Below are 25,529 nucleotides of genomic sequence, written 5' to 3'. Positions count from 1 at the left end.
GAAGGGACTGACTCAGATGGCCGGCTGGAGTTCCAGCACGTTCTTCAGCCGGTCCAGCTGGGCCACATCGGACGTGACCCGGCGCTGGAGCATCCCGTTGAAGAAGGTCCACCTGCTGAGGAACCCGAACCGTCCCTCGCGTTTGGCCTCCATGGCGAACCGGACCCGGGTCCCGGCGTCCTCGGTACTGAGGTAGTAGCCGCCCCAGCGGGTCGCGGGGCCGGAGACGACGTGGAACTGTATTTCGGCGCCGGGCCGGACATTGGTGATCTCCAGCTCCGCGGGGATGCTCAGCCCGGAGCGTCCGGCAACCATCTTCCGGTACACCGCCCCCTTGGCTTCGGCCGGGCCCTGCACGAGCTTCACGCTGCGGACATCGCTCCGCCAGGCGGGAAGATTGGTTGCGTCGAGGAGGTATTGGTAGACGGCCATGGCGTCGCGTTCTATGAGGACCTCGTGCTCAGCGATTGCCATGAAGAAATTCCTGTGGTTGACGTCGGCTGCCGCAATAGCTGCCTCCCCCAAGCGGCCGCTACCCGGATCAGGTTAGCCACCGCCCAGCGCCCAAACCTAGCCGGCACCGCCGACGTTATTGAAGAGTTACTGGATGACGTCCCGGTTTGCAGGACACGGAACCGCTGCCGGCCAAGGTTGGCGGGGAGCCCACAGATCTGCGCTAAGCTAAGTTCTGCCCCGCGCGAGTGGCGGCACTGCGGCTGTAGCTCAATGGTAGAGCGCTAGCTTCCCAAGCTTGATACGCGGGTTCGATTCCCGTCAGCCGCTCCATTTCCTCCCGCCCGGCCAGGCGTCACCGCATGCGTTCTTACGCAGCCACCCGCCGTGCGATCCGCACCGGATGCCGCCGGTCCCGCCAGTCCACCTTGAGCTGCAGTGAGCCCTTCCGGGCCAGGATGGCGGCCACGGTAAGGGCCGCAAGTGCGGGCACGCCGCCGGAGACCAGCAGGGCCGCATGCGGATCCGCGTGTTCAGCGATCCAGCCGAGCATGGGTCCACCCAGGGCCTGGCCGCCGATCAGCACCATGATGTACAGGCTCATCACCCGCCCCCGGATCCCCATGTTGGAGCTGACCTGCACCAGCTGGTTTGACCCGGTGAGGAACATGAGGCACCAGAAGCCGGACAGCACCATCACCGCCCCGAACCACACCAGGGACGGGGCGAGGACTGCCAGGCAGAGCATCAGGCCATACATCCCGGCGCAGAACACCACTGACCGCAGGCGCAGCTGCCGGCGGCGGGTGGACGCAACCGCGCCGGACAGGGCACCGAGGGCCACCAGGGCGTTGAGGAGCCCGTACCCGCCGGCGCCTACCTTGAATACGTGGTCCGCGAAGGCTGCCAGAAGCACCGGCAGGCTCATGGCAAAGACAGAGATGAAGCCGGCCATCAGCCACGGCCAATAGATGGTGGGCTTGCTCAACGCATAGCGCAGCCCCTCCCGGAGCATTCCCTTGGTCTTGGGGGCAGGCGCGTTGACGTAGAGCTGGTCCTTGCGCAGGATCAGGAGCATCGCAACTGTCGAGCAGCAGGCTGCGGCGTTGGCCGCGAAGGCCCAGCCGGCACCTACCGCAGTCAGGAGCAGCCCGGCGATGGCGGGACCAATCAGGCCGCCCAGCTGGAACGTCGTCGAGTTGACGCTGATGGCGTTCCGCAAGTATTTCGGGCCGACGAGTTCATTGACGAACACCTGGCGTGCGGGCTGGTCGAGGACCGTCACCAGGCCCAGGACCAGGGCGATGGCGTAGACATGCCACACCATGATGACGCCGGTGAGGGCAAGCGTTGCCAGCGTTGCAGCCAGGAGGGCAGCCATGCTCTGGCAAAGGATGAGGATTTTCCGCTTGGCGAACCTGTCGGCCACCATGCCGCCCCACGGCCCCAGCAGCAGGGAGGGCAGGAACTGCAGCGCCACGGTCACACCGACGGCCGTCACGGAGCCCGAAAGCTGCAGCACCAGCCAGTCCTGGGCAATCCGCTGCATCCAGATGGCAATAACGGCGATGAAGTGGCCGGCAGCGAAGATCCGGAAGTTGGGCACCGTCAGCGAGATGAAGGTGTGCTTCCAGGGGAGCCGCTCCGCGACGACGGGAAGCGGCTGGGTCTGGTTGTCGGGCGGCGCTGAGCCCGCCGCGTCGATGACTGGCTGGGAGACGGAAGCCGACGAAGGCGGAGGCGGTGCCACAGGAGTGTCCTCAAAATTGCGGGCGGTCTGGGATGTCCTTAACGCTAGGCTGGCCCAGCCGATTATGGAGAGGTATGGTCCCTATAACTCGCATTGCAAAACGCAATAGGTTGGCAGTCGGAAGGACACCGGAGTCCCACATGTTTGAACCAGCACAGCTGCGCTCTTTCCTGGCAGTCGCGGACACGTTGAGCTTTACCAAGGCCGCTGAACGCCTGGGGCTGGCCCAGCCCACCATCAGCCAGCACATCCGCAAACTCGAAGCCGCGGCCAAGCGCAGCCTGATCACCAGGGACACCCGCGACGTCAGGCTCACCGACAATGGCGATGCGATGGCCGGTTTTGCCCGCAACATCCTGTCCGCGCACGACGCCGCCGCCCGCTATTTCTCCGGCTCGGCCATGCGCGGACGGCTCAGGTTCGGCACGGCGGACGACCTCGCCATCACCGGGCTGCCCCGGATCCTGCGGGAGTTCCGGCAGATCTATCCGCAGATCAACCTGGAACTGACGGTGGGCCAAAGCGACCAACTGTACCGGAAGCTCAACGCCGGGCAACTGGACCTGGTCTTCGTGAAATGGGTGGCCGGCGCAAAGGACGGCACCGTGGTCCAGCACGATTCGTTTTCCTGGGTGGGACTGGAACAGACCGTCATGGAACCGGGAACCCCCGTGCCCCTGATCGCTTACCCGTCCCCCAGCCTCAGCCGGAAACTGGCCATTGATGCGCTGGAGGCCCACGGCAGGACCTGGCGGATCACCTGCACCACCCGGCAGATCAGCGGGGTGCTGGCGGCGGTCAGGGCGGGCATCGGGGTAGCCGTCATGCCGACCTCGCTGGTGCCCGAAGACCTGAAAATCATCACCCGGCGCTTCGACCTTCCCGCCGTGGGGGACGTGGATTTCACCCTGATCCGCAACCCGTTGGCCAACACCGAGGTGATTGACGCCCTCACCCAGTCGATTGTCGGAAGGACCATTAACCGCCAAACTTAACTCTCCTGCGGCGCGATTTCCAGCATTTAGGGGAGTTAGGGGGGCCGTGTCCATTGATAGGGGAAGTGGCATCACCTATGCTGGTTTTCCAAGGTCAAGCAGCAGGCCGGTTCACCGAAACAAGCGCGTATCCGCACGCCGGAAACCACCGCTTGGGACAGGCAGCCAATGACGACAGCCAGGAACATCCACCCAGGTTCTGCGCACGCACGCCCGTACTCCACCGCACGGCCGTCCACCCGCCAGAACACCCTCGGAACCGGACACGCCTCCGTGGATTCCGGATACGTGGGGAAACCCACTTGTGATAAGTGCCGTACGGACGAGTTCGTTTACCTTGAGTCGTACATTCCGCCCACCTACCGGCGCGACGGAACGGTGTCCACCCTTGGCGAGGTGGCCTACACCTGCACCCGCTGTGAGGATTTCTCGGCCCACAGCGTTCCAGTCACCTGGACCCCGCCCGGCTGGTACCTGGGCTAGCAGCTACCAAAAGGTCCGGTGGTCGGGCTGGTTTCCACCAGCCCGACCACCGGACCTTCGTTTGCCCTGAAAGTTAGATCAGCGCGTCCGACAGATGGTTCGGGGTGCCGAACCGGTGCGCGGTGATGCTGACGGCCTGCTCATGCAGGAACGGCAGCAGTTCCACGCGGCCTGCCTCCGTGACGGGGTGGGCGTAGATGGCCAGGTCGGGCCGCCCGCCGGTGGCTTCGGCGAGCGCGGAGGCGTCGCCGCCAATCAAGCGGATGCGGGCCCCGGACAACTTGCCCGCTGCGGCGAGGTGTCCCGCGGAAGCCAGCCAGCCGGCGTCGGACTCCATGGTCACGTCGATGTCCTGTGCGGTGAGCACGGAGCGCAGCTGGGCGGGAAGTTCGACGGCGGTAGACACCGTTACTGCCGACCCCGCCAGCACACCGGCCGCCACAGTCCGGACCAGGTGGGCGAGCGGCGCGCCTTCGGAGAGGCGGACGGTGACCGGCAGGCTGCGGTAGCGGAAGATGTTGCGCTCCGCGCTCAGCCCGGAGACGTCCTTGGCGGTGCCGAACTCCGAAGCCCACGCCTCGGCGTCGGACGCCAGGGCCCGCTGGACCGACTCAAGTTCCGCCGGCTGCAGGGCAGGGCCGGCGGCGTTGAGGATACGGCGCACGCCGGGGTTCGTGATGTCGGCCTTGGCGGATGCCTCCGCGGGCAGCCAGTCTCCCAGGCCGGCCAGGTAGTTGGGGCCACCGGCCTTGGTGCCGGCGCCGACGGCGGACTTCTTCCAGCCGCCGAACGGCTGGCGCTGGACGATGGCGCCGGTGATGCCGCGGTTGATGTAGAGGTTGCCGGCCTGGATGGTGTCCAGCCAGATGCCCAGTTCCTCGGAGTTGAGGGAGTGCAGGCCGGCTGTGAGGCCGTACTCGATCTGGTTCTGGATGGCGATGGCCTCTTCCAGGGTGTCGGCGGTCATCACGCCCAGGACCGGGCCGAAGAACTCGGTCAAGTGGAAGTAGGATCCGCGCTTGACCCCGTAGCGCACGCCCGGGCTCCACAGCCGGCCGGTGTCGTCCAGCTTCTTCGGTTCAACGGCCCAGTTCTCGCCTTCTCCGAGCGTGGTCAGGGCGTTGAGGAGCTTGCCGTTGGCGGGCTCGATGATCGGCCCCATCTGGCTGGTGGGATCCTCCGGGTAGCCCACCTTCAGCGAGGTGACGGCGTCAACCAGCTGGTTGTGGAACCGCTTCGATTTGGCCACGGAACCGACCAGGATCACCAGCGAGGCGGCGGAGCACTTCTGGCCGGCGTGGCCGAACGCGGAGTAGGCCACGTCCTTGGCTGCGAGGTCCAGGTCGGCGCTGGGGGTGACGATGATGGCGTTCTTGCCGCTGGTCTCGGCCAGCAGCGGCAAGTCCTTGCGGAAGGAGCGGAACAGCTCGGCGGTTTCGTAGCCGCCGGTGAGGATCACCCGGTCCACGGCAGGGTGGGAGATGAGCTGCGTACCGAGCTCCCGCTCCCCCAGCTGCACCATGGTCAGCACGCCCTTCGGGACGCCTGCTTCCCACAGTGCTTCCACCATGACAGCGCCGCTGCGGGCGGCCTGCTTGGCGGGCTTGATGACGACGGCGGAGCCGGCGGCGAGTGCCGCAAGGGTGGACCCTGCCGGGATGGCGACCGGGAAGTTCCAGGGCGGGGTGACGACGGTGAGCTTGGCTGGGACGAACGTGGCGCCGTCGACCGTGTCCAGCTTGCGCGCCGACTCGGCGTAGTAGTGCGCGAAGTCCACGGCCTCGCTGACCTCGGGGTCGCCCTGGTCGATGGTCTTGCCCGTCTCGCTGGCCATGACCTCGAGCAGGTCGGCCCGGCGGGATTCCAGGATCTCCCCGGCCCGGTGCAGGATTTCCGCGCGTTCGTTGCCGGAGAGTTCGCCCCAGGCCTTGCCCTTGTCCACGGCGTTGGTGATGGCGGAGTCCAGCGTTTCCTCGTCATTGATGAACGCGGCCTTCACCGAGGCGTTGCCCAGCGTCGAGGACGGGACGCGCCCAAGAATTGCCCGGCCCCAGGTGCGGTTGGCAGGCAGCGCAGGGTCGGTGTCCGGGGTGTTCCGGAACCCGGTGTGCGGCATGGCCTCCGGCGGAAGGTTCCGGTCCTGGCGTCGGTTGGGCAGCGGGACGGTGTTGTCCAGCGCCTCCAGCGAGGAGAGGAAGCGCTGCTTTTCGCGCTCGAACAGGCCCTCGTTTTCGCTGAGCTCGAAGACTGCCGACATGAAGTTTTCCTGGCTTGCGCCCTCTTCCAGGCGGCGGATCAGGTAGGCGATGGCGACGTCGAACTCGGACGGGTGCACCACGGGGGTGTAAAGCAGCAGGGAGCCGACGTCCTTCTTGACGGCCTCGGCCTGGCCCTGTGCCATGCCCAGCAGCATCTCGAACTCGACGCCGGATTCCACGCCGCGCTGCTTGGCCAGGAGCCAGGCGAAGGCGATGTCGAACAGGTTGTGGCCGGCGACGCCGATGCGGATGTTCTTGATGCGTTCGGGGTGCAGCGCGTAGTTGATGACGCTCTTGTAGCTGGTGTCCGAGTCCTGCTTCGAACCCCAGGTGGCCAGCGGCCAGTCGTGCAGCGAGGCTTCCACCTGCTCCATGGGCAGGTTGGCGCCCTTGACCACGCGGACCTTGATGCCGGCGCCGCCGTTGGCGCGGCGTTCGGCGGCCCAGTCCTGCAGCCGGATCATGGCGGACAGGGCGTCCGGGAGGTAGGCCTGGAGCACGATGCCGGCCTCGAGGTCCTGGAACTCGGGCTTGTCCAGGATCCGGGTGAAGACCGCGATGGTCATGTCCAGGTCCTTGTACTCCTCCATGTCCAGGTTGATGAACTTGTTCTTCTGCCCGGTGCCGGAGTAGGAGGCGGCGCGCTGGAAGAGCGGGGTGAGCTTTTCGACGACGTGTTCCACGGCCTCGTCGAAGGCCCAGGCGGAGTGCGGGGCCACGGTGGAGGAGACCTTGATGGAGACGTAGTCGACGTCGGGGCGGGCCAGCAGCGTGTGCGTGCCTTCGAGGCGCCGGGAGGCTTCATGCTCTCCGAGGACGGCCTCGCCCAGGAGGTTGACGTTGAGCTTGATGCCGTCCTTCTTGATCTTGGCGATGGCCGGGCCCAGCTTGGCGTCGGTGGCATCCACGATCAGGTGGCCCACCATCTCACGCAGGACCTTGCGGGCGATGGGGATGACAACCTGCGGCATCACGGGGGCCATCGTGCCGCCCAGTGCCACGGCGCTGCGCATGTACCAGGGCAGGAATGCCGGAACCTTGGGGGCCAGCTTCGCGAGGTTGCGGGCGGCGACGTTCAGGTCCTCGGGACGGACCACGCCGTCCACGAATCCGACCGTGAAGTCCAGGCCGTTGGGGTCCTTCAGGACGCCGGCCAGCTGCTCGGCTGAGGCGTCCACCGGTACCTTGGCGGCCTCGGTGAGCCAGCGCCGGACCAAGGCGACCGCTTCATTGGCGAGCGCCTTTGCCTGGGGGACGTCGACGTCGACGGTCTGCGGGGTGGCCGCCTTGACGACTGCCGGTTCCATTGCAACGTGGGTCATTGTGTTCCCGATCTTTCTGGTGTTCTGGGAGGTCTTTCCACCAGTATGAGCCTCAATTCACATAAGATAAAGCAATCTTTTCTGAGCAATACAGGTTAGTAAAACCAATGCTTTATTCACCTCCCAACGCCCCCTCACCTGATGCCCCCAAACCGCCAACGCCCCATCACCTTCCTCCCCGAAACCACCAACGCCCCATCACCTGATGCAGCAAATTCGGGAACCCGTCAGCAGTACGTAAAAAGCACCAAAACCCTCCCCCACGAACGTGGGAGAGGGCTTGGCAGGACGCCTCTTTATCTGATGTCGCGTATGGGAAAAACGCGCTGTAGATGATGGGGCGCTGGGGGAAAACGGGCAGAAGGTGATGGCGCGTCCGGGGAGAGGTTACGGGAGCGGGCGGTGCAGCTCTGCGAGTTCCTCGTGGCGGGGGCTGTTGGGGTTCATCAGCGAGTGCTTGCGGCCGTAGCCGAAGTAGATGACCAGACCGATGATCAGCCAGACCACGAAGCGCAGCCAGGTTTCCCAGTGCAGCTGGAGCATCAGGAAGGCCGAGGCCAGGACGCCGAAGGCAGGGACCACGGGCATCAGGGGCAGGCGGAACGAACGCGGGGCGTCCGGCCGCTTGTAGCGGAAGATGATCACGGACAGGCAGACGACGACGAACGCGGCCAGGATGCCGATGTTGGTGAGGTCTGCAACGGCCTTGATGGGGAAGACACCGGCCAGGAAGGCCGAGGCGATGCCGCCGATCCAGGTGACGCGCTGCGGGGTGCCGTGCCGGTCGGTCTTGGCGAACCAGCCGGGGAGCAGGCCGTCGCGGCTCATGGAGAACCACACGCGGGTCACACCGAGCAGGAAGGTGAGCATCACGGTGAGGATGGACAGGACCGCGAACACCGAAATGATCGTGGCGATGACGGGCAGGCCCACCGAGGTGAAGGCCGAGGCGAAGCCTGCCTTCGGGTCGATGTCCTTGTAGTTCTGCATGCCGGTCAGGACCAGGGTGGCGGCCACGTAGAGCAGCATGGCGATGATGAGTGAGAGCACGATGGCCTTGGGCATGTGCTTCTTGCCGTCCTTGGCTTCCTCGGCGGCGGTGCTCATGGCGTCGTACCCGAAGACTGCGAAGAACACGGTGGCGGAGCCGGCCACCACGGGGCCGAAGCCGCTGGGCATGAACGGGTTGTAGTTGTTGGTGTCGATGTAGAACACGCCCAGGCCAATGATGAAGAGGATCAGGACGACCTTGATCGCCACCGCCACGAGCTCGAACCGCCCGAATGCCTTGGTGCCGCGGGACAGGATCCAGGTCACCAGGAGGCAGACCAGGATGGCGGGGACGTTGATGATCCCGCCCTTGCCCTCGTCTGCGGTGGAGGTCATCCAGACCGGCAAATGGATGCCGATGCCGGACAGGAAGGCGTCAAGGTAGCCGGAGATGCCGATGGCCACCACGGCCACAATGGCGATGTATTCCAGCAGCAGGTCCCAACCGATGAACCAGCCGATCACCTCGCCGAGGGCCACGTAGCCGTAGGTGTACGCCGAGCCTGCGCGCGGGATCATGCCGGCGAACTCCGCGTAGGAAAGGGCGGCCGCCGCGGATGCGAGCCCTGCAATCAGGAAGGAAATCAGGACCGCAGGCCCCACCCCGGGTGAACTTTCGCTGCCGGCGGCCACCAGTCCCGCGAGGGAGAAGATGCCGACGCCGATAATCCCGCCAACGCCAATGGCGGTGAGCTGCCACAGCCCGAGGGACTTGAATAGTCCGCTGTGCTTGCTCTCTTCTTCGATGTCATCGATGGGCTTTCGCCGCATGATCGATTGGCTCAAATCTTTGCTGCTCATCAGGAACTCCTGGTTGGGGTGCGACCCCGCCGCGGCACGCCAAGAAACCTGGCTGTGACGGGGGTAACTCGGTTTCAACAGTATGCGTGTGCAATTGCGTTAGATAAAGTGGTTACTTCTAACCTATATTCGTTAGTTTCAGTTAGGAATTCACCATGCTTGATGTGCGCAGGCTGCGGCTGCTCCGCGAATTAAGCATCCGCGGGACGCTCGCGGAGGTGGCGGAGGCACTGCAGTACAGCCCGTCGTCGGTATCGCAGCAGTTGGCCCTCCTGGAGAAGGAAGTGGGCGTCGAGCTGCTCCGGAAGACGGGCCGGCGGGTGCAGCTGACGCCCCAGGCGGAGGTGCTGGTGGCGCACACGGCGCAGCTGCTGGAAACCATGGAACAGGCGGAGGCCGATCTGGCTGCCTCCCTCACTACAGTGACCGGGACCGTGAAGATCGCGGTATTCCAGTCCGCCGCCCTGGCCCTGATGCCGGACACCCTGACCAGGATGGCCACGAAGTACCCCGAGGTACGGATCGAAATGATCCAGCGGGAGCCTGAGACGGCACTGCATGAAACCTGGGCGCGCGACTTCGACCTGGTGATCGCGGAGCAGTATCCCGGGCATGCGGCCCCACGCTACCCAGAACTGGACAAGGTGAAGCTGACCACCGACGCAATCCGGCTGGCCGTTCCGCCCGCGTCCGGCGGCGGGGCTGCCATCCGTTCCCTGGAGGACACAGCAGACCTGGCCTGGGTCATGGAGCCGCGGGGTGCCGCATCGCGCCATTGGGCAGAGCAGGCGTGCCGGAGCGCGGGCTTCGAGCCCGACGTCCGCTTTGAAACCGCCGACCTGCAGGCCCAGGCCCGCCTGATCGAGTCCGGCAACGCGGTGGCATTGATGCCGGACCTGGTGTGGACCGGCCGCGGCACCACGGCCCAGCTTCTGGAGCTCCCCGGCAAGCCGCACCGCACCATCTTCACCTCGGTGCGCCGCTCCAGCACGCAGCGCCCGGCCATCCTGGCAGCGAGGGAGACCCTGGCAGCGGCTGCCGCGGCGGTGGCAACGGACGACGCCGGGTGACCGGTCGCCGTCGTCCGCGTCCTTCCGTGCGCAGCAAGGCCGCCCGTCGCTGCGCAGGTGCGTCCCCTGCGGATTGAGAACCCGCGTCACTGCGCAGGCGCGTCCGGCGCTTATGTTTCGTGCGTCACTGCAGGTAAAGGGCCGCAGGTCTAGACTGGACCCGTTATGAATCGAACAATGTTCAAGTCCAAAATCCACCGGGCCACCGTCACGCACGCCGACCTGCACTACGTTGGCTCGGTCACCGTCGACCTTGACCTGCTCGAAGCTGCCGACATCCTGCCCGGCGAGCTGGTGTCCATTGTGGATGTCACCAACGGCGCGCGGCTTGAAACCTATACGATCGCCGGCGAGCGCGGTTCCGGCGTCATCGGCATTAACGGTGCAGCGGCGCACCTGATGCACGAGAACGACATCGTCATCCTCATTACCTACGCGGAAATGACCACCGAAGAGGCCAGGGCCTACGAGCCCAAGGTGGTCCACGTGGACCAGGACAACCGCATTATCCAGCTCGGCAACGACCCTGCCGAAGGCCTTACCCCAGGCATGATGCGCCCCCCTTTCGCCCTGAATAACGCCACCCTGTAACCGGAGCGTGTGTCCCGGTCCGCGCCTCCGCCGCGCCCGCAAGGCTGATCCTTGCTAGGGGTGCTGGCAGGATTCTTCGTGGTCTGGACCATCATCCTGGTGGGATGGTTCGTGGGCAGGCAGCGGATCCTCGGCGACAACGCCCGGCCTGTCCTGAGCGGCCTGACCTTCTTCGTGGCCAGCCCGGCGCTCCTTTTTGAAACCCTGAGCAAGGCCCGGCTGCAGGAAGTCTTTGCCGAACCGCTGCTGGTCACGGCCGTGGCCGCCATCGCCACCGCCGCCATCTACTTCACGCTGGCCAAGTTCTGGCTGAAGCGCGCGCTCCCGGAATCGTTGATGTCCGCCATGTCCGCGTCGCTCGCCAATTCGGCGAACTTAGGTATTCCCATTGCGGTATATGTCCTGGGTGATGCCAGCTACGTCGCGCCGCTGCTGATCTTCCAGCTGGCCTTCTTCACCCCCACGTTCCTGATGATCCTGGATTCCAGCACCAGTACGCACCGCACCACTGTCTTGGGCTTCTTCCTGATGATCCTGCGCAACCCCATGATCGTGGGGTCCGGGCTGGGACTGCTGGTGGCGGGCACGGGGTTCCAGGTGCCTGCGCTGGTCATGGAGCCGATCCACCTGATCGGCGGGGCGGCGATTCCGGCCATGTTGATGGCGTTCGGGATGAGCCTGAACGGCACCCGGCCGCTGCAGGCCTCTGCCGGCCGGCGCGTGGACACGCTGCTGGCCAGCGGCTTCAAGCTCGCTGTCCAGCCGGCCCTGGCCTACGTTTTCGCCCGCTTCGTACTGGGAATGGATGGGCACGCACTGTTTGCGGTGGTGGTGACGTCTTCCCTGCCCACCGCACAAAATGTGTTCGTGGCCGCGAGCCGGTACCAGACCGGGCTGACCGTGGCCAAGGACACCGTGCTGATCACCACCGTGGTGGCAGTGCCGGCGATGATCGGCGTGGCGCTGCTTCTGGCGTGAGCACTGGCCAAGGATCGCAACTGCAGCTTGGAGGGCTGATGAATACTGTGCTGGATACCGTAGTGATCGGCGGTGGCGCAATGGGCTCGGCCGCCGCGTGGGCGCTGTCCCGCCGCGGCCGGCAGGTAACGCTGGTGGAGCAGTTCGGCCCCGGGCACAAGATCGGCGCGTCCCACGGCGCCACCCGCAACCTGAACCCGGGCTACTACCAGCCGGACTACGTGGAAATGCTGGCCGAGGGGCTGGCCCTGTGGGACGAGCTGGAGCAGGAAAGCGGCGTACAGCTGCTGGCGCGCACCGGCGTGGTCACCCACGGCCCGGGCGGCGACCTCCCTAACGTTGCCGCAGCCCTCACCGACGCCGGCATCCGCGCCGAGTTCCTGTCGCCCGGCGAGGCAGGCGAGCGCTGGCGCGGCATCCGGTTCGACCAGCAGGTCCTGCATATGCCCGACGGCGGCCAGCTCAACCCGGAGGCCGCGCTGCCCGCCTTCCAGCGGCTGGCCACCGCCCGCGGCGCCGAGATCAGGCACCACACCAAGGTGGTGGACTTCCAGGTGTTCGACGACGGCGTGCGGCTGACGCTCGAATCGGCTGCGGGCACGGAGGTGGTCACCGCAGCCCAGGCCGTGGTGACGGCCGGCGCCTGGACCGAGAAGCTGCTGGCCCGGATCGCAGGCACGGATTCGGCTGGCAAGAACGAGGCCTTCCGGATCCCGAAGCTCAGGGTCACCCAGGAGCAGCCGGCGCATTTCCGGATCACGGACAGCGGCGCGGTGTGGCCCGGCTTCAACCACTACCCGGGCCCCGATTACCAGGGCTGGTACTCCCCCGTCTACGGGATGCACACCCCCGGCGAAGGCATCAAGGCCGGCTGGCACGGGGTGGGTCCGGTGGTGGACCCGGACCGCCGCGATTTCCTGCCGGAACCGAAGCAGCTCGCAGCCCTGCAGGACTACGCACGGCAGTGGCTGCCCGGCGTCGACCCTGACTCCTTCGAGGCCATCAGCTGCACGTACACCACCACACCGGACGAGGACTTTATCCTGGACCGCATCGGGCCCGTGGTGATCGGCGCGGGCTTCTCCGGCCACGGCTTCAAGTTCACGCCGGTGGTGGGGCGGATCCTGGCTGACCTCGCCACCGGGATCCGGCCCGCGCCGTCGATCTTCCGGGCGTCCCGCTAGCGGCACCGCCGCCAACAGGGCGGCTGGCAGCGCCGCCTGCCATCAGCCCTGGCTCGGGCTGCCGTCCGCGTTGGTGGGCACCGGCTCCGCAGCTGACTGGCCGCTGTCTCCGGCCTTCACCGCAGGCATGGCCAGCACCGCTGCCACCGTGAGCAGCCCGGCCACGAGCGCGGCCAGGAACACGGCCCCGGAAGCGCTGATGACCGTGGCGGGATCGGCGTCGCCACCGCTGCTGCCGCCGTAGATGGAGTTGGCCACGGCACCGAACACGGCCACGCCCAGGGCGCTGCCGATGGAGCGGGCGAACATGTTGGTGCTGGTCACCACGCCGCGTTCATGCCAGGGAACGCTGGACTGGGCAGAAATCAGGGTAGGAGTGGCCAGCAGGCCCAGGCCAAGCCCGACGACGAAGCAGCTGGCCGCGATCAGGGCAACGTTGGGAGACGAGGCCGTCAGTGAAAGGATCAGCAGCCCGGCCACCGCGATGGCTATGCCGATCAGGGCGGTGGACTTGAAGCCGATCCGCAGGTAGAACTTCCCGGCCTGCGAGGCGCTGAGCGGCCAGCCGAGGGTCAGGGCTGCGAGCGCCAGGCCGGCGACCAGCGGCGAGGAGGAAAGGGCGCCTTCCAGGAAGGTGGGCACGTAGGAGGTCAGTCCGATCATCACCGCGCCAACGCCGAAGGACACCAGGGCGGTGGTGGCCAGCAGGCGGCGGGACACCACCCAGGCCGGGAGGATGGGCTCCGCTGCCCGCCGCTCCACCAGGAGGAACGCAACCAGCAGCACGGCCCCGACAGCAAACACGCCGATGCTGATGGAGGAGTTCCAGGCCCACGCCTGGCCGCCTTGCAGGGCGCCGAGGATGAGCAGGCCGAGCGATCCGGCCAGAAGGACGGCGCCGCCGTAGTCCACCTTGTGTGTGGCCCGTTCCACGTTTTCGTGAAGGGTGCGGACCAGCATCCACCCGGCCAGCAGGCAGAGCGGCACGTTGACCAGGAAGATCCCGCGCCAGATGCCCAGCGCGGAGAAGACCCCGCCCAGGCTGGGGCCCACTACAGAGGAGATGGCCCAGACGCTGGCCAGGTAGCCCTGGACCTTGGCGCGTTCCTGCAGGGTATAGATGTCACCGGCGATGGTGACGGCGACCGGCAGTACCGCGCCGGCGCCGAGCCCCTGCAGGGCCCGGAAGGCGATCAGCGAGGGCATGCTCCAGGCGACGCCGCAGAGCACCGAGCCGAGGAGGAACAGGCCAATCCCGATCAGGATGATGGGCTTGCGCCCTGCCATGTCGGAGAGCTTGCCGTAGATGGGCACGGACACCGCCTGTGCCAGCAGGTACGCGGAGAAGAGCCAGGGGAAGGACGCGAAGCCGCCCACGTCGCGGACAATCGACGGTACCGCCGTCGCCACGATGGTGGAATCGATGGCCACGAGTCCCGTGGACAGCATCAGGGCGATGAGGATGGGACCGCGGTCGGAGCGGAACCCTACGCCGTCTTTTGCGTCGGTCATCCTAGACCGCCACCAAACCTGCGGACTGCGCCAGCAGCTCAACGGACCGCAGCCGCTCCTGGGTGCCGGGGCTCTGGTGCGCCACGATGAGTTCGTCAGCGTCGGCGTGCTTGCCGAAGCTGTCCAGGTAGTCGATCACGACGTCGGGTGTCCCCACTGCGGAGTAGGTCATCATTTGTGCCATGTGCCGGCCCTGGGGTGAGTCGAGGATCATGTCCGCCTCGTCGTCGGTGAATTCGCGGGTGCCGCCGCCGAAGAACAGGGAGACGCGCGCCCGCTTGGTGGCCTGGAACATGGCCTGCGCTTCGGAAGCGGAATCGGCTGCGATCACGTTGACGCCGGCGATCACGTGGGGGGCATCCAGCTGCGCGGACGGCTTGAACTCGCTCCGGTAGATGGCCACGGCGTCCTGCAGGGCAGCGGGGGCAAAGTGCGAGGCGAAGGCGTAGGGCAGGCCCAACTGGGCGGCCAGCCGGGCGCCGAACAGGGACGAGCCCAGAATGTAGAGCGGAACGTTGGTCCCCTTGCCGGGGGTGGCCTCCACGCCCTGGATGCGGGTGGGTCCGGTCAGGTATCCCTGCAGTTCCAGGACGTCCTGCGGGAAGCTGTCCGCGGACATGGGGTCGCGGCGCAGGGCGCGCATGGTGTTCTGGTCACTGCCCGGGGCCCGGCCCAGGCCCAGGTCGATCCGGCCCGGGTGCAGGGTTTCCAGGGTGCCGAACTGTTCGGCGATGGTCAGCGGGGAGTGGTTGGGCAGCATGATGCCGCCGGCGCCCAGCCGGATGCTTTCGGTGTGCGCCGCCACGTGGGCGATCAGCACGCTGGTGGCGGAGGAGGCGATGGAGGACATGTTGTGGTGCTCGGCGTACCAGACGCGCCGGTAGCCCAGCTTCTCGGCGCTTTGCGCCATGGCCACGCTGCCCGCCAGGCTCTCCGCCGCCGTCTGGCCTTTGCCGATGGTTGCCAGGTCAAGAATGGAGAGGGGAAGAGTCACGTCGGTTGCGGCCTTTCAGGAACGTTTCGTAAGAAGTCGCCGGCCGGATCGCGGCGGGCACTTGATGCATAACCACCGCGGGGCCCGGGTTATTTCGTCTTTGCCGGAATACTCAGCACACTGATGATGTTGCCGCCCCTATGAGCCATGATTCAACGAACCAGCTGGAACTGTCCGCAACCATCGACCTCAAGGACCTGGGAACCGTGCACCGGCTCGGTTTTGGTGCCATGCGCATCGTGGGTGACGGTGTCTGGGGTCAGCCCGCAGACCGCCGCGCGGCCGTGGCCGTGGTGCGCCGCGCCGTCGAACTCGGCGTCGACTTCATCGACACCGCAGATTCCTATGGCCCCAACATCAGCGAGGAAATCATCGCCGAGGCGCTGCACCCGTACAAGGAGGGCCTGAAGATCGCCACCAAGGTGGGCTTCACCCGCACAGGGCCCAACAAGTGGGTTCCCGTTGGCCGGCCGGAATACCTCCGCCAGCAGACGGAGCTGAGCCTGCGCAAGCTGAAGGTGGACACCCTGGACCTGCTGCAGCTGCACCGGATCGATCCCAAGGTGGACGCCGAGGAGCAGTTCGGCGTGCTGCGCGAGCTCCAGGACGAAGGCAAGGTCCGCGCCCTGGGCCTGTCCCAAGTGAGCGTCGAGGAGCTGGAGGCGGCCGGGAAGCACTTCACGGTGTCCACGGTCCAGAACCGCTACAACCTGACCGACCGCAGCTCGGAGGACGTGCTCCGTTACTCCGAAGAGAACGGCATCGGCTTTATCCCCTGGGCGCCGATTTCCGCCGGCGAGCTCGCGCAGCCGGGCGGCCCGCTGGATGAGGCCGCCAAGCGCCTGGGCGCCACTACCTCACAGGTGGCCCTGGCCTGGCTGCTGCGCCGCTCCCCCGTGATGATGCCCATCCCCGGCACCGGCTCCGTGCAGCACCTCGAAGAGAACATGGCCGCCGCCAACATCACGCTCGACGACGACACGTACGCTGAACTGGAAGCAGCAGGAAAGTAGCAAGCGGCTTCCAGCCACTCACGTCAGCAAAGACAGGAGAAACACCATGGCAAACATTTTGATGGTCGTATCGGCTGCAGATTCCCTCACCATGAAGGACGGCAGCGAACACCCCACCGGCTATTGGGCTGAGGAACTGGTGGTATCCCACCAGACCCTGACCGACGCCGGCAACACGGTCCACATCGCCACCCCCGGTGGCAGGAAGCCCACCGTAGACCAGGTAAGCCTGGCTCCCGAGTCGGCGGGCGGCGAGGAACGCGCCCAGGGCTTCCGCGACTACATCGCAAAGATCGACGGCGAGCTGGCGCACCCGCTGGTCCTCGCCGACGTCGACATTAACTCCTACGACGCCGTGGTGATGCCCGGCGGCCACGGCCCCATGGCGGACCTGTACAAGGACACCGACCTGGGCCGCATCCTGGTGGCTGCCAACAAGGCCGGCAAGGTCATCGCCCCGTTCTGCCACGGTCCCGCCGGGCTGCTGAGCGCAACGGACGACGACGGCACGTTCACTTTCAAGGGCCGGCGCCTCACGGTCTTCACCAACGAGGAGGAACTCGGCGGCGGCACCGGCGAGAACACCCCATGGCTGGTGGAGGACGCCCTCAAGGAGAAGGGCGCCGTGATTGAAAACGGTGCGGCCTGGTCCTCCAACGTGGTGCGCGACGGCAACCTCATCACCGGGCAGAACCCGCAGTCCAGCGAGGACGTGGCAAAGGAAGTCCTCGCGGCACTGTCGTAACCAGCCGGCATTGACGCACTAAAAGAGGGGGCCAGTCCGCGATGGACTGGTCCCCTCCTTGCGGCGCACGTCGTTGGGCGCCGCACTTCATGCCTCCTGGATCATCCGGCGCAGCCCCCGTTCCCGATGCTCGGGTCGATGGCCGTTATCTGCTTTTGCAGGTCTGCAAGCTGGGTCTGGAGGCCGGTTACGACCAGCTTCTGCGCATCAACCGCGTCTTTATTGGTCTTCTTCGTGGCCTGAAGGTCGCGGAGTTTTGCCTGGGCGGCGGTAAGCTGCGTGTCCACCGTATTGAGCTGGCTCTGCAAGGTCTTCAGTTTCGCTTCCGTGGCGTTGATGTCGTCGTTGAGCTGGTTGAGCTCGTCCAGCAGCGGCGCCACCCTGCCCTGCAGGGAAAGGACGTTGGCTTCAGCCGCAGAGATTTGGTCATTGAGGTCCGTAATCCGGGCAACCAGGTCGCTGCCGATCTGGTTTAGCGAGGCGATCTCACCGGTCTTCGTGGCAACGGCACTGTTCGCGGTATCAAGGGTGGCCTGGAGTCCGCTGATCTGGCTCTGCAGCGCGGAAAGCTCTGCGTTCTTGTCGTCTACTGCTTTCTTGGCTGCGGCCAGCGCATCGTTTGCCTGCGTCAAGGTGGCATTCTTCGCCTCGAGGACCGCCTTCTGGTCCGTGATGGCCTGCTGGGCCTGCTGCGAATTCTCTGCTAGGCCGGCTAGCTGGGCTGTCATACCGTTCACCACCTGCTGCTGTGCCGCCACTGCAGCTGCAGCGTCTTTTGCCGCCTGTTCCAGTGCCGGGAGCTGCCCCTGCAGGGTGTCCAGCTCGGCCTGCTCGTTGGTGACTGCCGAGTTTGCCTGGGTCAGGGCATCCTGCAGTGCTGGCAGCTGTCCCTGAAGGGTGACGATATCAGTCTGTTTTGCGGAAACTGCTGCATTTGCGGCGTCGAGCACCGCCTGAAGAGGCACAACGTTCTGCTGCAGGGCGCTGCTTTCCTGCTGCTTGGCCAGCAACTGGGAATTGAGGCTGTCCACCTGCTTCTGCAGGGTTACGAGGTCACCTTGAAGCCCGGAAATCTGTGTGTTCTTGTCGGTGATCTGGTTGTTCACTGTCGTCAGCTGGGCTTGAAGGGCGTCGCGCTGGGCGATCAGTTCCTTCTTGCCTCCGCCGTTGCCGTTGTTGTTGATCGCATCGATCTGCTTGTTGAGGGTTGCGATCTGCGACTCGAGACTGGACTTCTGCGTCTGCAGCGCAGTCAGGTCCTTTTGGGCCTGGGTCAACGCGGCCTGCGTCGTGGCCACCTGGCTCTTTAAGTTGTCAATCTGGCTCTGGAGGTTGGCGATGTCGGTGTTCACGGCAGCGATCTTGGCGTTGTTGTCGCTGACGGCCTTTGCAGCGGCCGCCGCGTTGGTCTGAAGGGTCCGCAGGTCCGCCTGAGCTGCAGCGATCTCGGCGTTCTTGGCGTCCAGGGCCGCCTTGGCGGTAGCGGCCGTGGACTGCAGGGCTGTGAGCTCCGCCTCTGCAGCGGCGATTTGGTCTGTCTTGGCGGTGACGGCGGCATTGGCGGCTGCCGCAGCGTCCTGCAGCCCCGCCAGCACGGTCTTGGCGTCATCCACCTTTTGCTGCTGGGCCTGCAGCTCTGCTGCAGCGGTGTTTCCGGCAGTCACCAGCGTGTTCAGCAGGATTTCGGCCTCAGATACCGCCGTCTCCGCAGCCTTCACATCGGAGGCAGCCTGGGCTGCCTTAGCGTTCAGTGCATCGAGGTCCGCCTGCGCCTGCTGGATCTGCGTTTCCTTGGCAGCAAGGTCGGAAGCCGCCTGGCCCGCAGTCTTCTGCAGCGCGGCAAGCTCCGTCTGGGCGGCCTCAAGGGACTGGGTGTTCGCTGCCTGCTGCGCCTTGAGATCAGCAAGCTTGGCCTTCAGATCAGCGGAGGCAGCTTGGGCCGCGGCGAGTTCATCCTGCAGCGGTGCCAGCTGGCTCGTCACGCTTGCCTGCTGTTTCTGCAGGTCGGCGAGGGAGCCCTCGGTGGTCTGCACCTGGAGGGTCAGGCTCGTTTGCTCGGCAGTCAGCCTGTCAACCTCTGCCTGTGCCGTTTGTTCCTGGCCGTCCAGCTGCGTCGCCTCCGCCTCCAGATCAGCCAGTGTTTTCTCCACGGCGGCCTTCTGCGCGTTCAAGTCATCCGCCTGTGACTGGAGCACCGCCCTCTCCGCCTGCCGGGCAGCAATGGCGTCGGCGTTCTTCCTGGCAGCGGCCTTCAGGAGGTTCTCCTGGACAAATCCCCGATGCGCGGTCTGGTTCACCACCCCCGTACAGATCCCAGTGGCGGACGTCGTCGCGGCGACGGCAGGCTGGACCAGCACCATGCTGGTGGTGAGCAGTCCGGGCAGGACCACAGCTGCAGCCAGGCGCCGAGACAGGGGGGATTTGGATGGGGAAGTGCGCATGCGAGCTCCTGATAAGACCGTTGCAGCGGTCCACTCTGGCCGCCATATAGCCCAACGGTAGGATCCGGCTACGGGGTAGAACACGCGTAATCACCACTTGTCTTTTTTCCCCAAGTACTCGCTTTCTGCTGTATGGGTGACAGGCACCTGTCCGGCGGAGTTATGACCGGCGAATATGACCGCCGCGGTCCTCCGGTGAACTGCCGTTACTCCCTGTATCCCCGGGTTTCACGGCCTTTGATTCCCCCTCCGCGGCTGCCGGATAGTGGCTGCAACGCGCACATCCCGTTGCATCTTCCACCCCCGTTCCAAGGAGGAACCATGGCCATCACCATCAGGCCGGCCGCCGTCGTGGCCCTTACCGTCTCAGCGCTGCTGGGGCTGGCTGCCTGCTCGGACCCCGGCGCTTCGGCGGCGACAGCACCGTCGTCGTCCGCCACGAACTCCGTCGGCAAAACCTTCAACCTGTCCCCGGAGCAGGACCGCTTCAAGGTCTCCGCGGACCCAGCCGCTGCTGCCCTGGTCCCGGAGGCGATCAAGGCCGACGGCAAGCTCACCGTGGTGACCACCGGCGGCGCGGCGCCGCTCAGCCTCTTCGCCACGGACAACAAAACCCTGATCGGCAGCGAGGTGGACATCGCCTACGCCGTGGGCGAGTCGCTCGGCCTGCAGGTGGAGGTCCTGCCGGTGGCGTGGGCGGACTGGCCGCTGGGCATCGAATCATCCAAATACGAGGCCGTCCTCTCCAACGTCACCGTCACCGAGGCGCGCAAGGAAAAGTTCGACTTCGCCACCTACCGCAACGACCTCCTGGGCTTCTACGCCAAGAGTGATTCCGGCATCGGCGGGATCAAGGAAGCCAAGGACGTGGCCGGCAAGCGGATCATCGTGGGCTCCGGCACCAACCAGGAAGCCATCCTGGTGCGGTGGGACGAGGAGAACAGGAAGAACGGCCTGGCGGCGGTCCAGTTCCAGTATTACGACGACGACTCGGCCTCGAGCCTGGCCCTTCAGTCAGGCCGTGCGGACCTGACGTTTGGGCCCAACGCCGCAGCCGCGTACAAGGCGGCGCAGGACGGAAAGACGAAGCAGGTGGGCACGCTGGAGGGCGGCTGGCCGCTGAAGGCCGAGATCGCGTTTACCACCAAGAAGGGCAACGGGCTTGCGGTCGCCGCGCAGGCTGCGCTGAACCACCTGATTGACGACGGCACCTACGCCAGGATCCTGGACCGCTGGGGCCTCTCCTCCGAGGCCATCGAGAAGTCCGAACTGAACCCGGCGGGCCTGCCGAAGAAGTAGGTATCCCGCCGACGAAGGAATCCCCGCCGGGTGTACCAGCGATCCGCTGGCGCCTGGCGGGGATTTTTATATGGCCCTACCAGACCGGCAGCGCAGGCACGGGGCCCGCCACCTCAACGTCTTCGGCGTCGCCGCGTGCCAGCCATTTCAAGAGGCCCTCCCGGTCTGACTCAACCCGCAGGGCGCCGTCGCCGATGACCCATTCATCGCGTTCCTCGGTAACTAGCGTCATCCCGGGCGCACCCTTGGCACGCATGGCACGCACCACGGCCTCGATGGCGTTCAGCAGCGAATCGGGGTCGGCCTCCTCGATGGTCCAGGCGGTGTCCAGGTCATGGTGGTGCACCACCACCTCGGCAATCCGCAGCGCCACAATGGAGGTTGCCGGCAGCTCCCGGCCACCCACCTTTACCTCCGGCGCCGCCAGCTCCCCGGTCAACCGCTGGGCTTCATCGGCGAAAGCGGTGGCCGAGTCCCGCACTTCAGCCAGGAGCTCCTCCCGCGGCATGGCAGCAAGGGTTGCGATAGCCTCCGCGCGCGCTTCAGGGGACGCGTACAGCTGGCGTTCCTCCCCGGAGGTGGCCCAGTCGATCAGCCCCACCAGGGCACGTCCGCTGGATGCGACGTGCGCGATGACGTGGGCACGGGTCCACCCTTCACACAGCGAAGGAGCAGCCAGCTCTTCATCGGACAAGGAGGAGACCGTGGCAAGGAACATGTCCGTCTCCCGGCCCAGGCGGGACAGGTCTGAGTGCAGCCGTGCTGGATTGATCATCCCGCCAGCCTAACCGCGGCGCCAGGCCCCCGGCCAGGGCTACGGGCCGCCTGGTTCATACTGGCCGCCTATGGACTAAGACGCGGCCTGCCAGCACCGGCGGGACGCCCTTGCCGCCGGGCGCATTGGGCCTGTTCCTGCCGGATCCATTGCAAAAACAGCCCCTTTGATACGCAGGAACGGAACAATGCACCCCCGGCGCGAAACCGGGCATTTCCCTCATATGCCGTACGTCACATTGCCTGTCAGGCTGGGTTGCCGAGGCCCCGGCGCGGATCCATCCGGTCGCCGCAACGACGCCTCCCCACCCGCCCCCTGAAAGGACCTGCGCCATGACGCTGCCGCACCCCCAATCCACGATCTCCGGAAACCCGGGAAAGGAGACCCGGACAGCCAACTGGGTGGCTTTCGTCATCTGCGCCGCCCTCCTGTTTGATGGCTACGACCTGGTGGTCTACGGCACCGTCCTTCCGGGCCTGCTCGCAGACGCGGGCCAGATCGGGCATTTCGATGCAGCCACCGCCGGGCTCCTGGGATCCTGGGCCCTCATTGGCGTGCTGGTGGGGTCGCTGGCATGCGGGGCGATCGGAGACTTCTTCGGCCGCCGCCGGCTGATGCTCGCGGGCATCGCCTGGTTCTCCCTGGGCATGTTCGCCACTGCCCTGGCCACGGACGTCACCGCCTTCGGCGCCCTCCGGTTTGCCACCGGGCTGGGCCTGGGCGTCGTTATCGCCAGCGCCGGCGCCACGATGGCCGAGTTCGCACCCGCGGGACGGCGGCAGTTCTACAACGCGATCGTCTACTCCGGGGTCCCCGCGGGCGGCGTGCTGGCGTCCGTCCTGGGCATCGCCTTCCTGGACAGCATTGGCTGGCGCGGCCTCTTCATCATTGGGTCCCTGCCCCTCCTGGTCATCCTGCCCATTGCCTGGCGGAAGCTTCCGGAATCCCCGCGATGGCTGCTGGCCCGGGGCCGGGAAGAGGAAGCCCTCGCCGCCGCCTGGCGCACCGGGGTGCCGCTCGCCGAAGAGCAGGTGATCCGGGAGGCCGGCGCCGCACCACGGAAGTCCGGGTTTGCCGCCGTCTTCTCCCGCCAGTTTGTCGTGGCATCCATCCTGCTGGGCCTGATGTCCTTCTGCGGTCTCCTCCTGACCTACGGGCTCAACACCTGGCTGCCCAAGATCATGGAAGGCTACGGCTACGGCCGGACCTATGCCCTCTTCTTCCCACTGGCCCTGAACCTCGGTGCCGTGGTGGGCGGACTGATGGCCTCCCGGATGGCCGACCGGAACGGACCGCAGCGGGTCATTGCTGCCACGTTTGCCCTCGCCACCATTTCCCTGGGGCTGATGACGTTCAGCTTCCCGTTGCCGCTGCTCTTCACCTTCATCGCCACTGCAGGGGTGGGAACCCTGGGCACCCAGGTGCTGGTCTACGGTTTCCAGTCCAACTACTTCACCACCAATGCCCGTGCGGCCGGCGTCGCCTGGTGCGCCAGCGTGGGCCGGCTGGGCGGGGTGCTGGGCCCGATCATCGGCGGCTGGCTGGCAGCGGCGGGGATCGGCGGGGCAACAGCCTTCTACATTTACGGGGCAGTGGCCCTGCTCGGGGGCGCCGTCACCGTCTTGGTACCGCGCCAACACGAGCTGCAGGAAGCCCTGCCCGCGGTTGAAGAGCAGCAAGATTACGTAGAAAAAGTATCTAAGTAGGGCTCTTTATGGTTACTCTATGACTCAATGAGGCCGCACAGCGCCTCACCCCGAATGATTGGAGAGGTGGCACCGCAATGGAGATCCGGCAGCTGAACTACTTCATTGCGGTGGCGGAGGAGCGGCACTTTGGCAGGGCGGCCAAACGCCTGCACATGGCGCAGCCACCCCTGTCCCAGCAGATCCGCCAGCTGGAAGAGCAACTGGGTGTCCAGCTTCTCAACCGCACCACCAGGCGGGTGGACCTGACGGCGGCGGGCCAGCTCCTGCTGGACCGCGGCCGTCAGATCGTCAACGACGTCGAGACGCTCCGGGCGGATGTCTACCAGGTGGGCAAGGGCGCCACCGGCGTCCTCCGGGTCGGCTTCTCCGGGTCAGCAACCTACGGCGTCATGCCCCGGATCGCGCGGCTCACCAAGCAGGTCCTTCCCGGCCTGTCGCTGGCGCTGAACGGAGAGATGCTGACGCCGTCCATGGAAGCGGGGCTGCGGAACGGGACCCTGGATGCGGCACTGCTGCGTCCCCCCGTTGCCTCCGAGGAGATCGACTACCGCGTCGTCACCCAGGAACCACTCGTCGTCGCGCTTCCCTCCTTCAGCGCCCTGGCGGTGGACCGGCCCGTGGCCATGCACGAACTGCAGGACCAGGACTTCATCGCCTACTCCCCGGAGTCCGTACTGAACCGCATTACCTCGGACCTCTGCCGCCAGGCAGGCTTCCAGCCGCGGATCACCCAGGTGGTTGGTGAAACCTCCACAATGCTGGCGTTCGTGGCCGCTGGCGGCGGCATTGCCGTCATGCCCTCCAGCGTGCGCGCCTTCCAGCTCGACGGCGTCGCGTACCGGGAAATCGACAATGCTCCGCCGGTGGAACTCGCCGTCGCCTGGCTGCGCGGCCACCGGTCCGCCCTCCTGCAAAACTTCCTGGACGTCGTGGGCACCGCAACTGCTGACGCCTCTGCTCCTGCTGATGAAAGGCTCCTCCCATCATGAAGATCGCAGCCATCGAGGCGATCCCCTACTCGATCCCGTACCGCCACCCGCTCCATTTCGCTTCCGGGTCCGTGCACGAGGCCGACCACGTCCTGGTCCGCGTCCACACCGATGACGGGCTGGTGGGAACCGCAGACACCCCGCCCCGCCCGTACACCTATGGTGAGACGCAGAAGTCCATCGTCGCGGTGGTGCAGGATGTCTTCGCCCCGCAGCTGGTGGGCATTGACGTCTTTGACCGGGAGAAGATCCAGGCCGTGATGGCGCGGACCGTCCACAACCAGACGGCCAAGGGCGCGGTGGACATTGCCGTGTGGGACGTCATCGGCAAAACCCTGGGGCAGCCCGTGACCAAGCTGCTGGGCGGCTACACCGACTCGCTGCGCGTCTCCCACATGCTCGGATTCAAACCCGCCGAGGAACTCCTGGCACTGGCCCTGGAGTTCCGGGAAACGTACGGCATCAACACCTTCAAGCTGAAGACAGGCCGCCGTCCGCTGAACCTGGACATCGAGGCCGCCAGGGTGCTGCGGGAAGGCCTGGGCGAGGACGCCGAGCTGTACATGGACGCCAACCGCGGCTGGACAGCCAACGAGGCCGCCGAGGTGCTGCGCCGCACCGCCGACCTCGGCCTGCAGTTCCTTGAGGAGCCGGACGACGCCCGCGAAATCCTGGGCCGCCGCCGCCTGGTCACCAACTCCCCCATCCCCATTGCCGCCGACGAATCCGCCGCCAACCTGGGCGAAGCGGCCCGCGAGATCCTTACCGGCGGGGCCAACCTCCTGTCCGTCAAGACCGCCCGGTCCGGCTTCACCGAAGCCGCCAAGATCGTTGGCATGGCCGAGGGCATGGGCATCGACGTCTACATCGGCAACCAGATCGACACGCAGGTGGGCACCGTGGCCTCGGTGGTGTTCGGCGCAGCCTTCGCCCACACCGCCAAGCGCGCGGCGGAGCTGTCCAACTACCTCGACATGACCGATGACCTGCTGGCCCGGCCGCTGGCGATCACCGGCGGCCGGATCCGCGTTCCTGAAGGCGCCGGCGCGGGCACTGACGTGGATGACGACAAGCTCGCCCACTACCGCACAGACTGACACCCATCCCTACCACCGAG

Annotated in this window: 20 protein-coding genes and 1 tRNA gene; 13 read left to right on the top strand and 8 right to left on the bottom strand. The window is 66.2% G+C overall.

The window, feature by feature from the left end:
- Nucleotides 1-12: 12 nt before the first annotated feature.
- Complete coding sequence (locus ACTHQS_RS05650) at nt 13-474, bottom strand: SRPBCC family protein (protein ID WP_440166856.1); 462 nt, start codon at nt 472-474, stop codon at nt 13-15.
- A gap of 238 nt (nt 475-712) precedes the next feature.
- Between ACTHQS_RS05650 and ACTHQS_RS05645 the strand changes: the two genes are divergently transcribed.
- A tRNA-Gly gene (locus ACTHQS_RS05645) sits at nt 713-786 on the top strand.
- 37 nt (nt 787-823) lie between these two features.
- On the opposite strand, the gene ACTHQS_RS05640 is transcribed toward ACTHQS_RS05645, so the two are convergent.
- Nucleotides 824-2,203: an MFS transporter gene (locus ACTHQS_RS05640; RefSeq protein ID WP_440166854.1), complete on the bottom strand. Its 1,380-nt coding sequence runs from the start codon at nt 2,201-2,203 to the stop codon at nt 824-826.
- Between the two features lie 140 nt (nt 2,204-2,343).
- Between ACTHQS_RS05640 and ACTHQS_RS05635 the strand changes: the two genes are divergently transcribed.
- A complete protein-coding gene (locus tag ACTHQS_RS05635) occupies nt 2,344-3,198 on the top strand; it encodes a LysR substrate-binding domain-containing protein (RefSeq protein WP_440166852.1) in 855 nt (284 codons plus the stop codon).
- A 168-nt stretch (nt 3,199-3,366) separates the two neighbouring features.
- Nucleotides 3,367-3,681, top strand: a complete 315-nt coding sequence (locus ACTHQS_RS05630; protein WP_440166850.1) for a hypothetical protein — start codon at nt 3,367-3,369, stop codon at nt 3,679-3,681.
- A gap of 73 nt (nt 3,682-3,754) precedes the next feature.
- On the opposite strand, the gene ACTHQS_RS05625 is transcribed toward ACTHQS_RS05630, so the two are convergent.
- Both ACTHQS_RS05625 and ACTHQS_RS05620 read right to left on the bottom strand, forming a co-directional pair.
- Nucleotides 3,755-7,261 (bottom strand): bifunctional proline dehydrogenase/L-glutamate gamma-semialdehyde dehydrogenase, encoded by a 3,507-nt coding sequence (locus ACTHQS_RS05625; RefSeq protein WP_440166849.1) that lies wholly within the window; start codon nt 7,259-7,261, stop codon nt 3,755-3,757.
- A 387-nt stretch (nt 7,262-7,648) separates the two neighbouring features.
- Nucleotides 7,649-9,112: an amino acid permease gene (locus ACTHQS_RS05620; protein WP_440166847.1), complete on the bottom strand. Its 1,464-nt coding sequence runs from the start codon at nt 9,110-9,112 to the stop codon at nt 7,649-7,651.
- Between the two features lie 155 nt (nt 9,113-9,267).
- Here ACTHQS_RS05620 and ACTHQS_RS05615 point away from each other — a divergent pair, with 155 nt between their 5' ends.
- From ACTHQS_RS05615 to ACTHQS_RS05600, 4 genes are all read left to right on the top strand, one after another.
- Nucleotides 9,268-10,182, top strand: coding sequence for a LysR family transcriptional regulator (locus tag ACTHQS_RS05615; protein ID WP_440166845.1), 915 nt, complete (start codon nt 9,268-9,270; stop codon nt 10,180-10,182).
- Between the two features lie 165 nt (nt 10,183-10,347).
- Nucleotides 10,348-10,773 (top strand): aspartate 1-decarboxylase, encoded by a 426-nt coding sequence (panD, locus tag ACTHQS_RS05610; RefSeq protein ID WP_440166843.1) that lies wholly within the window; start codon nt 10,348-10,350, stop codon nt 10,771-10,773.
- Nucleotides 10,774-10,824: 51 nt separating this feature from the next.
- The gene (locus ACTHQS_RS05605; RefSeq protein ID WP_440166841.1) at nt 10,825-11,751 is read left to right on the top strand and encodes an AEC family transporter; all 927 of its coding nucleotides are present in this window, start codon (nt 10,825-10,827) and stop codon (nt 11,749-11,751) included.
- A 38-nt stretch (nt 11,752-11,789) separates the two neighbouring features.
- Nucleotides 11,790-12,935, top strand: a complete 1,146-nt coding sequence (locus ACTHQS_RS05600; RefSeq protein WP_440166839.1) for an FAD-dependent oxidoreductase — start codon at nt 11,790-11,792, stop codon at nt 12,933-12,935.
- 42 nt (nt 12,936-12,977) lie between these two features.
- On the opposite strand, the gene ACTHQS_RS05595 is transcribed toward ACTHQS_RS05600, so the two are convergent.
- Entirely contained in the window at nt 12,978-14,447 is a 1,470-nt protein-coding gene (locus ACTHQS_RS05595) for an MFS transporter (RefSeq protein WP_440166837.1), read from the bottom strand.
- 1 nt (nt 14,448) lies between these two features.
- Nucleotides 14,449-15,441, bottom strand: a complete 993-nt coding sequence (locus ACTHQS_RS05590; RefSeq protein ID WP_440166835.1) for an LLM class flavin-dependent oxidoreductase — start codon at nt 15,439-15,441, stop codon at nt 14,449-14,451.
- 140 nt (nt 15,442-15,581) lie between these two features.
- On the opposite strand from ACTHQS_RS05590, the gene ACTHQS_RS05585 reads away from it, so the two are divergent.
- Together ACTHQS_RS05585 and ACTHQS_RS05580 are read left to right on the top strand one after the other, a co-directional pair.
- Nucleotides 15,582-16,454: an aldo/keto reductase gene (locus ACTHQS_RS05585; protein WP_440166834.1), complete on the top strand. Its 873-nt coding sequence runs from the start codon at nt 15,582-15,584 to the stop codon at nt 16,452-16,454.
- 46 nt (nt 16,455-16,500) lie between these two features.
- Nucleotides 16,501-17,199, top strand: a complete 699-nt coding sequence (locus tag ACTHQS_RS05580; RefSeq protein ID WP_440166832.1) for a type 1 glutamine amidotransferase domain-containing protein — start codon at nt 16,501-16,503, stop codon at nt 17,197-17,199.
- 101 nt (nt 17,200-17,300) lie between these two features.
- Here ACTHQS_RS05580 and ACTHQS_RS05575 read toward each other — a convergent pair whose 3' ends face one another.
- Complete coding sequence (locus tag ACTHQS_RS05575) at nt 17,301-19,640, bottom strand: chromosome segregation ATPase (protein ID WP_440166830.1); 2,340 nt, start codon at nt 19,638-19,640, stop codon at nt 17,301-17,303.
- A 321-nt stretch (nt 19,641-19,961) separates the two neighbouring features.
- Here ACTHQS_RS05575 and ACTHQS_RS05570 point away from each other — a divergent pair, with 321 nt between their 5' ends.
- A complete protein-coding gene (locus ACTHQS_RS05570; RefSeq protein ID WP_440166828.1) occupies nt 19,962-20,939 on the top strand; it encodes an ABC transporter substrate-binding protein in 978 nt (325 codons plus the stop codon).
- A gap of 76 nt (nt 20,940-21,015) precedes the next feature.
- Here the strand turns inward: ACTHQS_RS05570 and ACTHQS_RS05565 are convergent, their stop codons facing one another.
- Complete coding sequence (locus ACTHQS_RS05565; protein ID WP_440166827.1) at nt 21,016-21,714, bottom strand: maleylpyruvate isomerase family mycothiol-dependent enzyme; 699 nt, start codon at nt 21,712-21,714, stop codon at nt 21,016-21,018.
- 332 nt (nt 21,715-22,046) lie between these two features.
- Between ACTHQS_RS05565 and ACTHQS_RS05560 the strand changes: the two genes are divergently transcribed.
- From ACTHQS_RS05560 to ACTHQS_RS05550, 3 genes are all read left to right on the top strand, one after another.
- The gene (locus ACTHQS_RS05560) at nt 22,047-23,420 is read left to right on the top strand and encodes an MFS transporter (RefSeq protein WP_440166825.1); all 1,374 of its coding nucleotides are present in this window, start codon (nt 22,047-22,049) and stop codon (nt 23,418-23,420) included.
- A 77-nt stretch (nt 23,421-23,497) separates the two neighbouring features.
- The gene (locus ACTHQS_RS05555; RefSeq protein ID WP_440166822.1) at nt 23,498-24,412 is read left to right on the top strand and encodes a LysR substrate-binding domain-containing protein; all 915 of its coding nucleotides are present in this window, start codon (nt 23,498-23,500) and stop codon (nt 24,410-24,412) included.
- Entirely contained in the window at nt 24,409-25,509 is a 1,101-nt protein-coding gene (locus ACTHQS_RS05550) for a mandelate racemase/muconate lactonizing enzyme family protein (RefSeq protein ID WP_440166820.1), read from the top strand. The genes ACTHQS_RS05555 and ACTHQS_RS05550 overlap by 4 nt, the downstream gene beginning before the upstream one ends.
- Nucleotides 25,510-25,529 lie beyond the last annotated feature (20 nt).

The sequence above is a fragment of the Arthrobacter sp. SAFR-044 genome (assembly GCF_051965175.1).
Taxonomy (GTDB): domain Bacteria; phylum Actinomycetota; class Actinomycetes; order Actinomycetales; family Micrococcaceae; genus Arthrobacter.
Note: the sequence above shows the minus strand (reverse complement) of the source record. Positions and strands in the feature narration are given on the sequence as shown.

Excerpts from the sequence above, each read along its gene's own strand:
- ACTHQS_RS05650 (WP_440166856.1), bottom strand. The coding sequence starts at position 474 with ATGGCAATCGCTGAGCACGAGGTCCTCATAGAACGCGACGCCATGGCC.
- ACTHQS_RS05575 (WP_440166830.1), bottom strand. The coding sequence starts at position 19,640 with ATGCGCACTTCCCCATCCAAATCCCCCCTGTCTCGGCGCCTGGCTGCA.
- ACTHQS_RS05585 (WP_440166834.1), top strand. The coding sequence starts at position 15,582 with ATGAGCCATGATTCAACGAACCAGCTGGAACTGTCCGCAACCATCGAC.
- ACTHQS_RS05565 (WP_440166827.1), bottom strand. The coding sequence starts at position 21,714 with ATGATCAATCCAGCACGGCTGCACTCAGACCTGTCCCGCCTGGGCCGG.
- ACTHQS_RS05560 (WP_440166825.1), top strand. The coding sequence starts at position 22,047 with ATGACGCTGCCGCACCCCCAATCCACGATCTCCGGAAACCCGGGAAAG.
- ACTHQS_RS05570 (WP_440166828.1), top strand. The coding sequence starts at position 19,962 with ATGGCCATCACCATCAGGCCGGCCGCCGTCGTGGCCCTTACCGTCTCA.
- ACTHQS_RS05555 (WP_440166822.1), top strand. The coding sequence starts at position 23,498 with ATGGAGATCCGGCAGCTGAACTACTTCATTGCGGTGGCGGAGGAGCGG.
- ACTHQS_RS05550 (WP_440166820.1), top strand. The coding sequence starts at position 24,409 with ATGAAGATCGCAGCCATCGAGGCGATCCCCTACTCGATCCCGTACCGC.
- ACTHQS_RS05580 (WP_440166832.1), top strand. The coding sequence starts at position 16,501 with ATGGCAAACATTTTGATGGTCGTATCGGCTGCAGATTCCCTCACCATG.
- ACTHQS_RS05600 (WP_440166839.1), top strand. The coding sequence starts at position 11,790 with ATGAATACTGTGCTGGATACCGTAGTGATCGGCGGTGGCGCAATGGGC.
- panD (WP_440166843.1), top strand. The coding sequence starts at position 10,348 with ATGAATCGAACAATGTTCAAGTCCAAAATCCACCGGGCCACCGTCACG.
- ACTHQS_RS05625 (WP_440166849.1), bottom strand. The coding sequence starts at position 7,261 with ATGACCCACGTTGCAATGGAACCGGCAGTCGTCAAGGCGGCCACCCCG.
- ACTHQS_RS05635 (WP_440166852.1), top strand. The coding sequence starts at position 2,344 with ATGTTTGAACCAGCACAGCTGCGCTCTTTCCTGGCAGTCGCGGACACG.
- ACTHQS_RS05630 (WP_440166850.1), top strand. The coding sequence starts at position 3,367 with ATGACGACAGCCAGGAACATCCACCCAGGTTCTGCGCACGCACGCCCG.
- ACTHQS_RS05615 (WP_440166845.1), top strand. The coding sequence starts at position 9,268 with ATGCTTGATGTGCGCAGGCTGCGGCTGCTCCGCGAATTAAGCATCCGC.
- ACTHQS_RS05595 (WP_440166837.1), bottom strand. The coding sequence starts at position 14,447 with ATGACCGACGCAAAAGACGGCGTAGGGTTCCGCTCCGACCGCGGTCCC.
- ACTHQS_RS05620 (WP_440166847.1), bottom strand. The coding sequence starts at position 9,112 with ATGAGCAGCAAAGATTTGAGCCAATCGATCATGCGGCGAAAGCCCATC.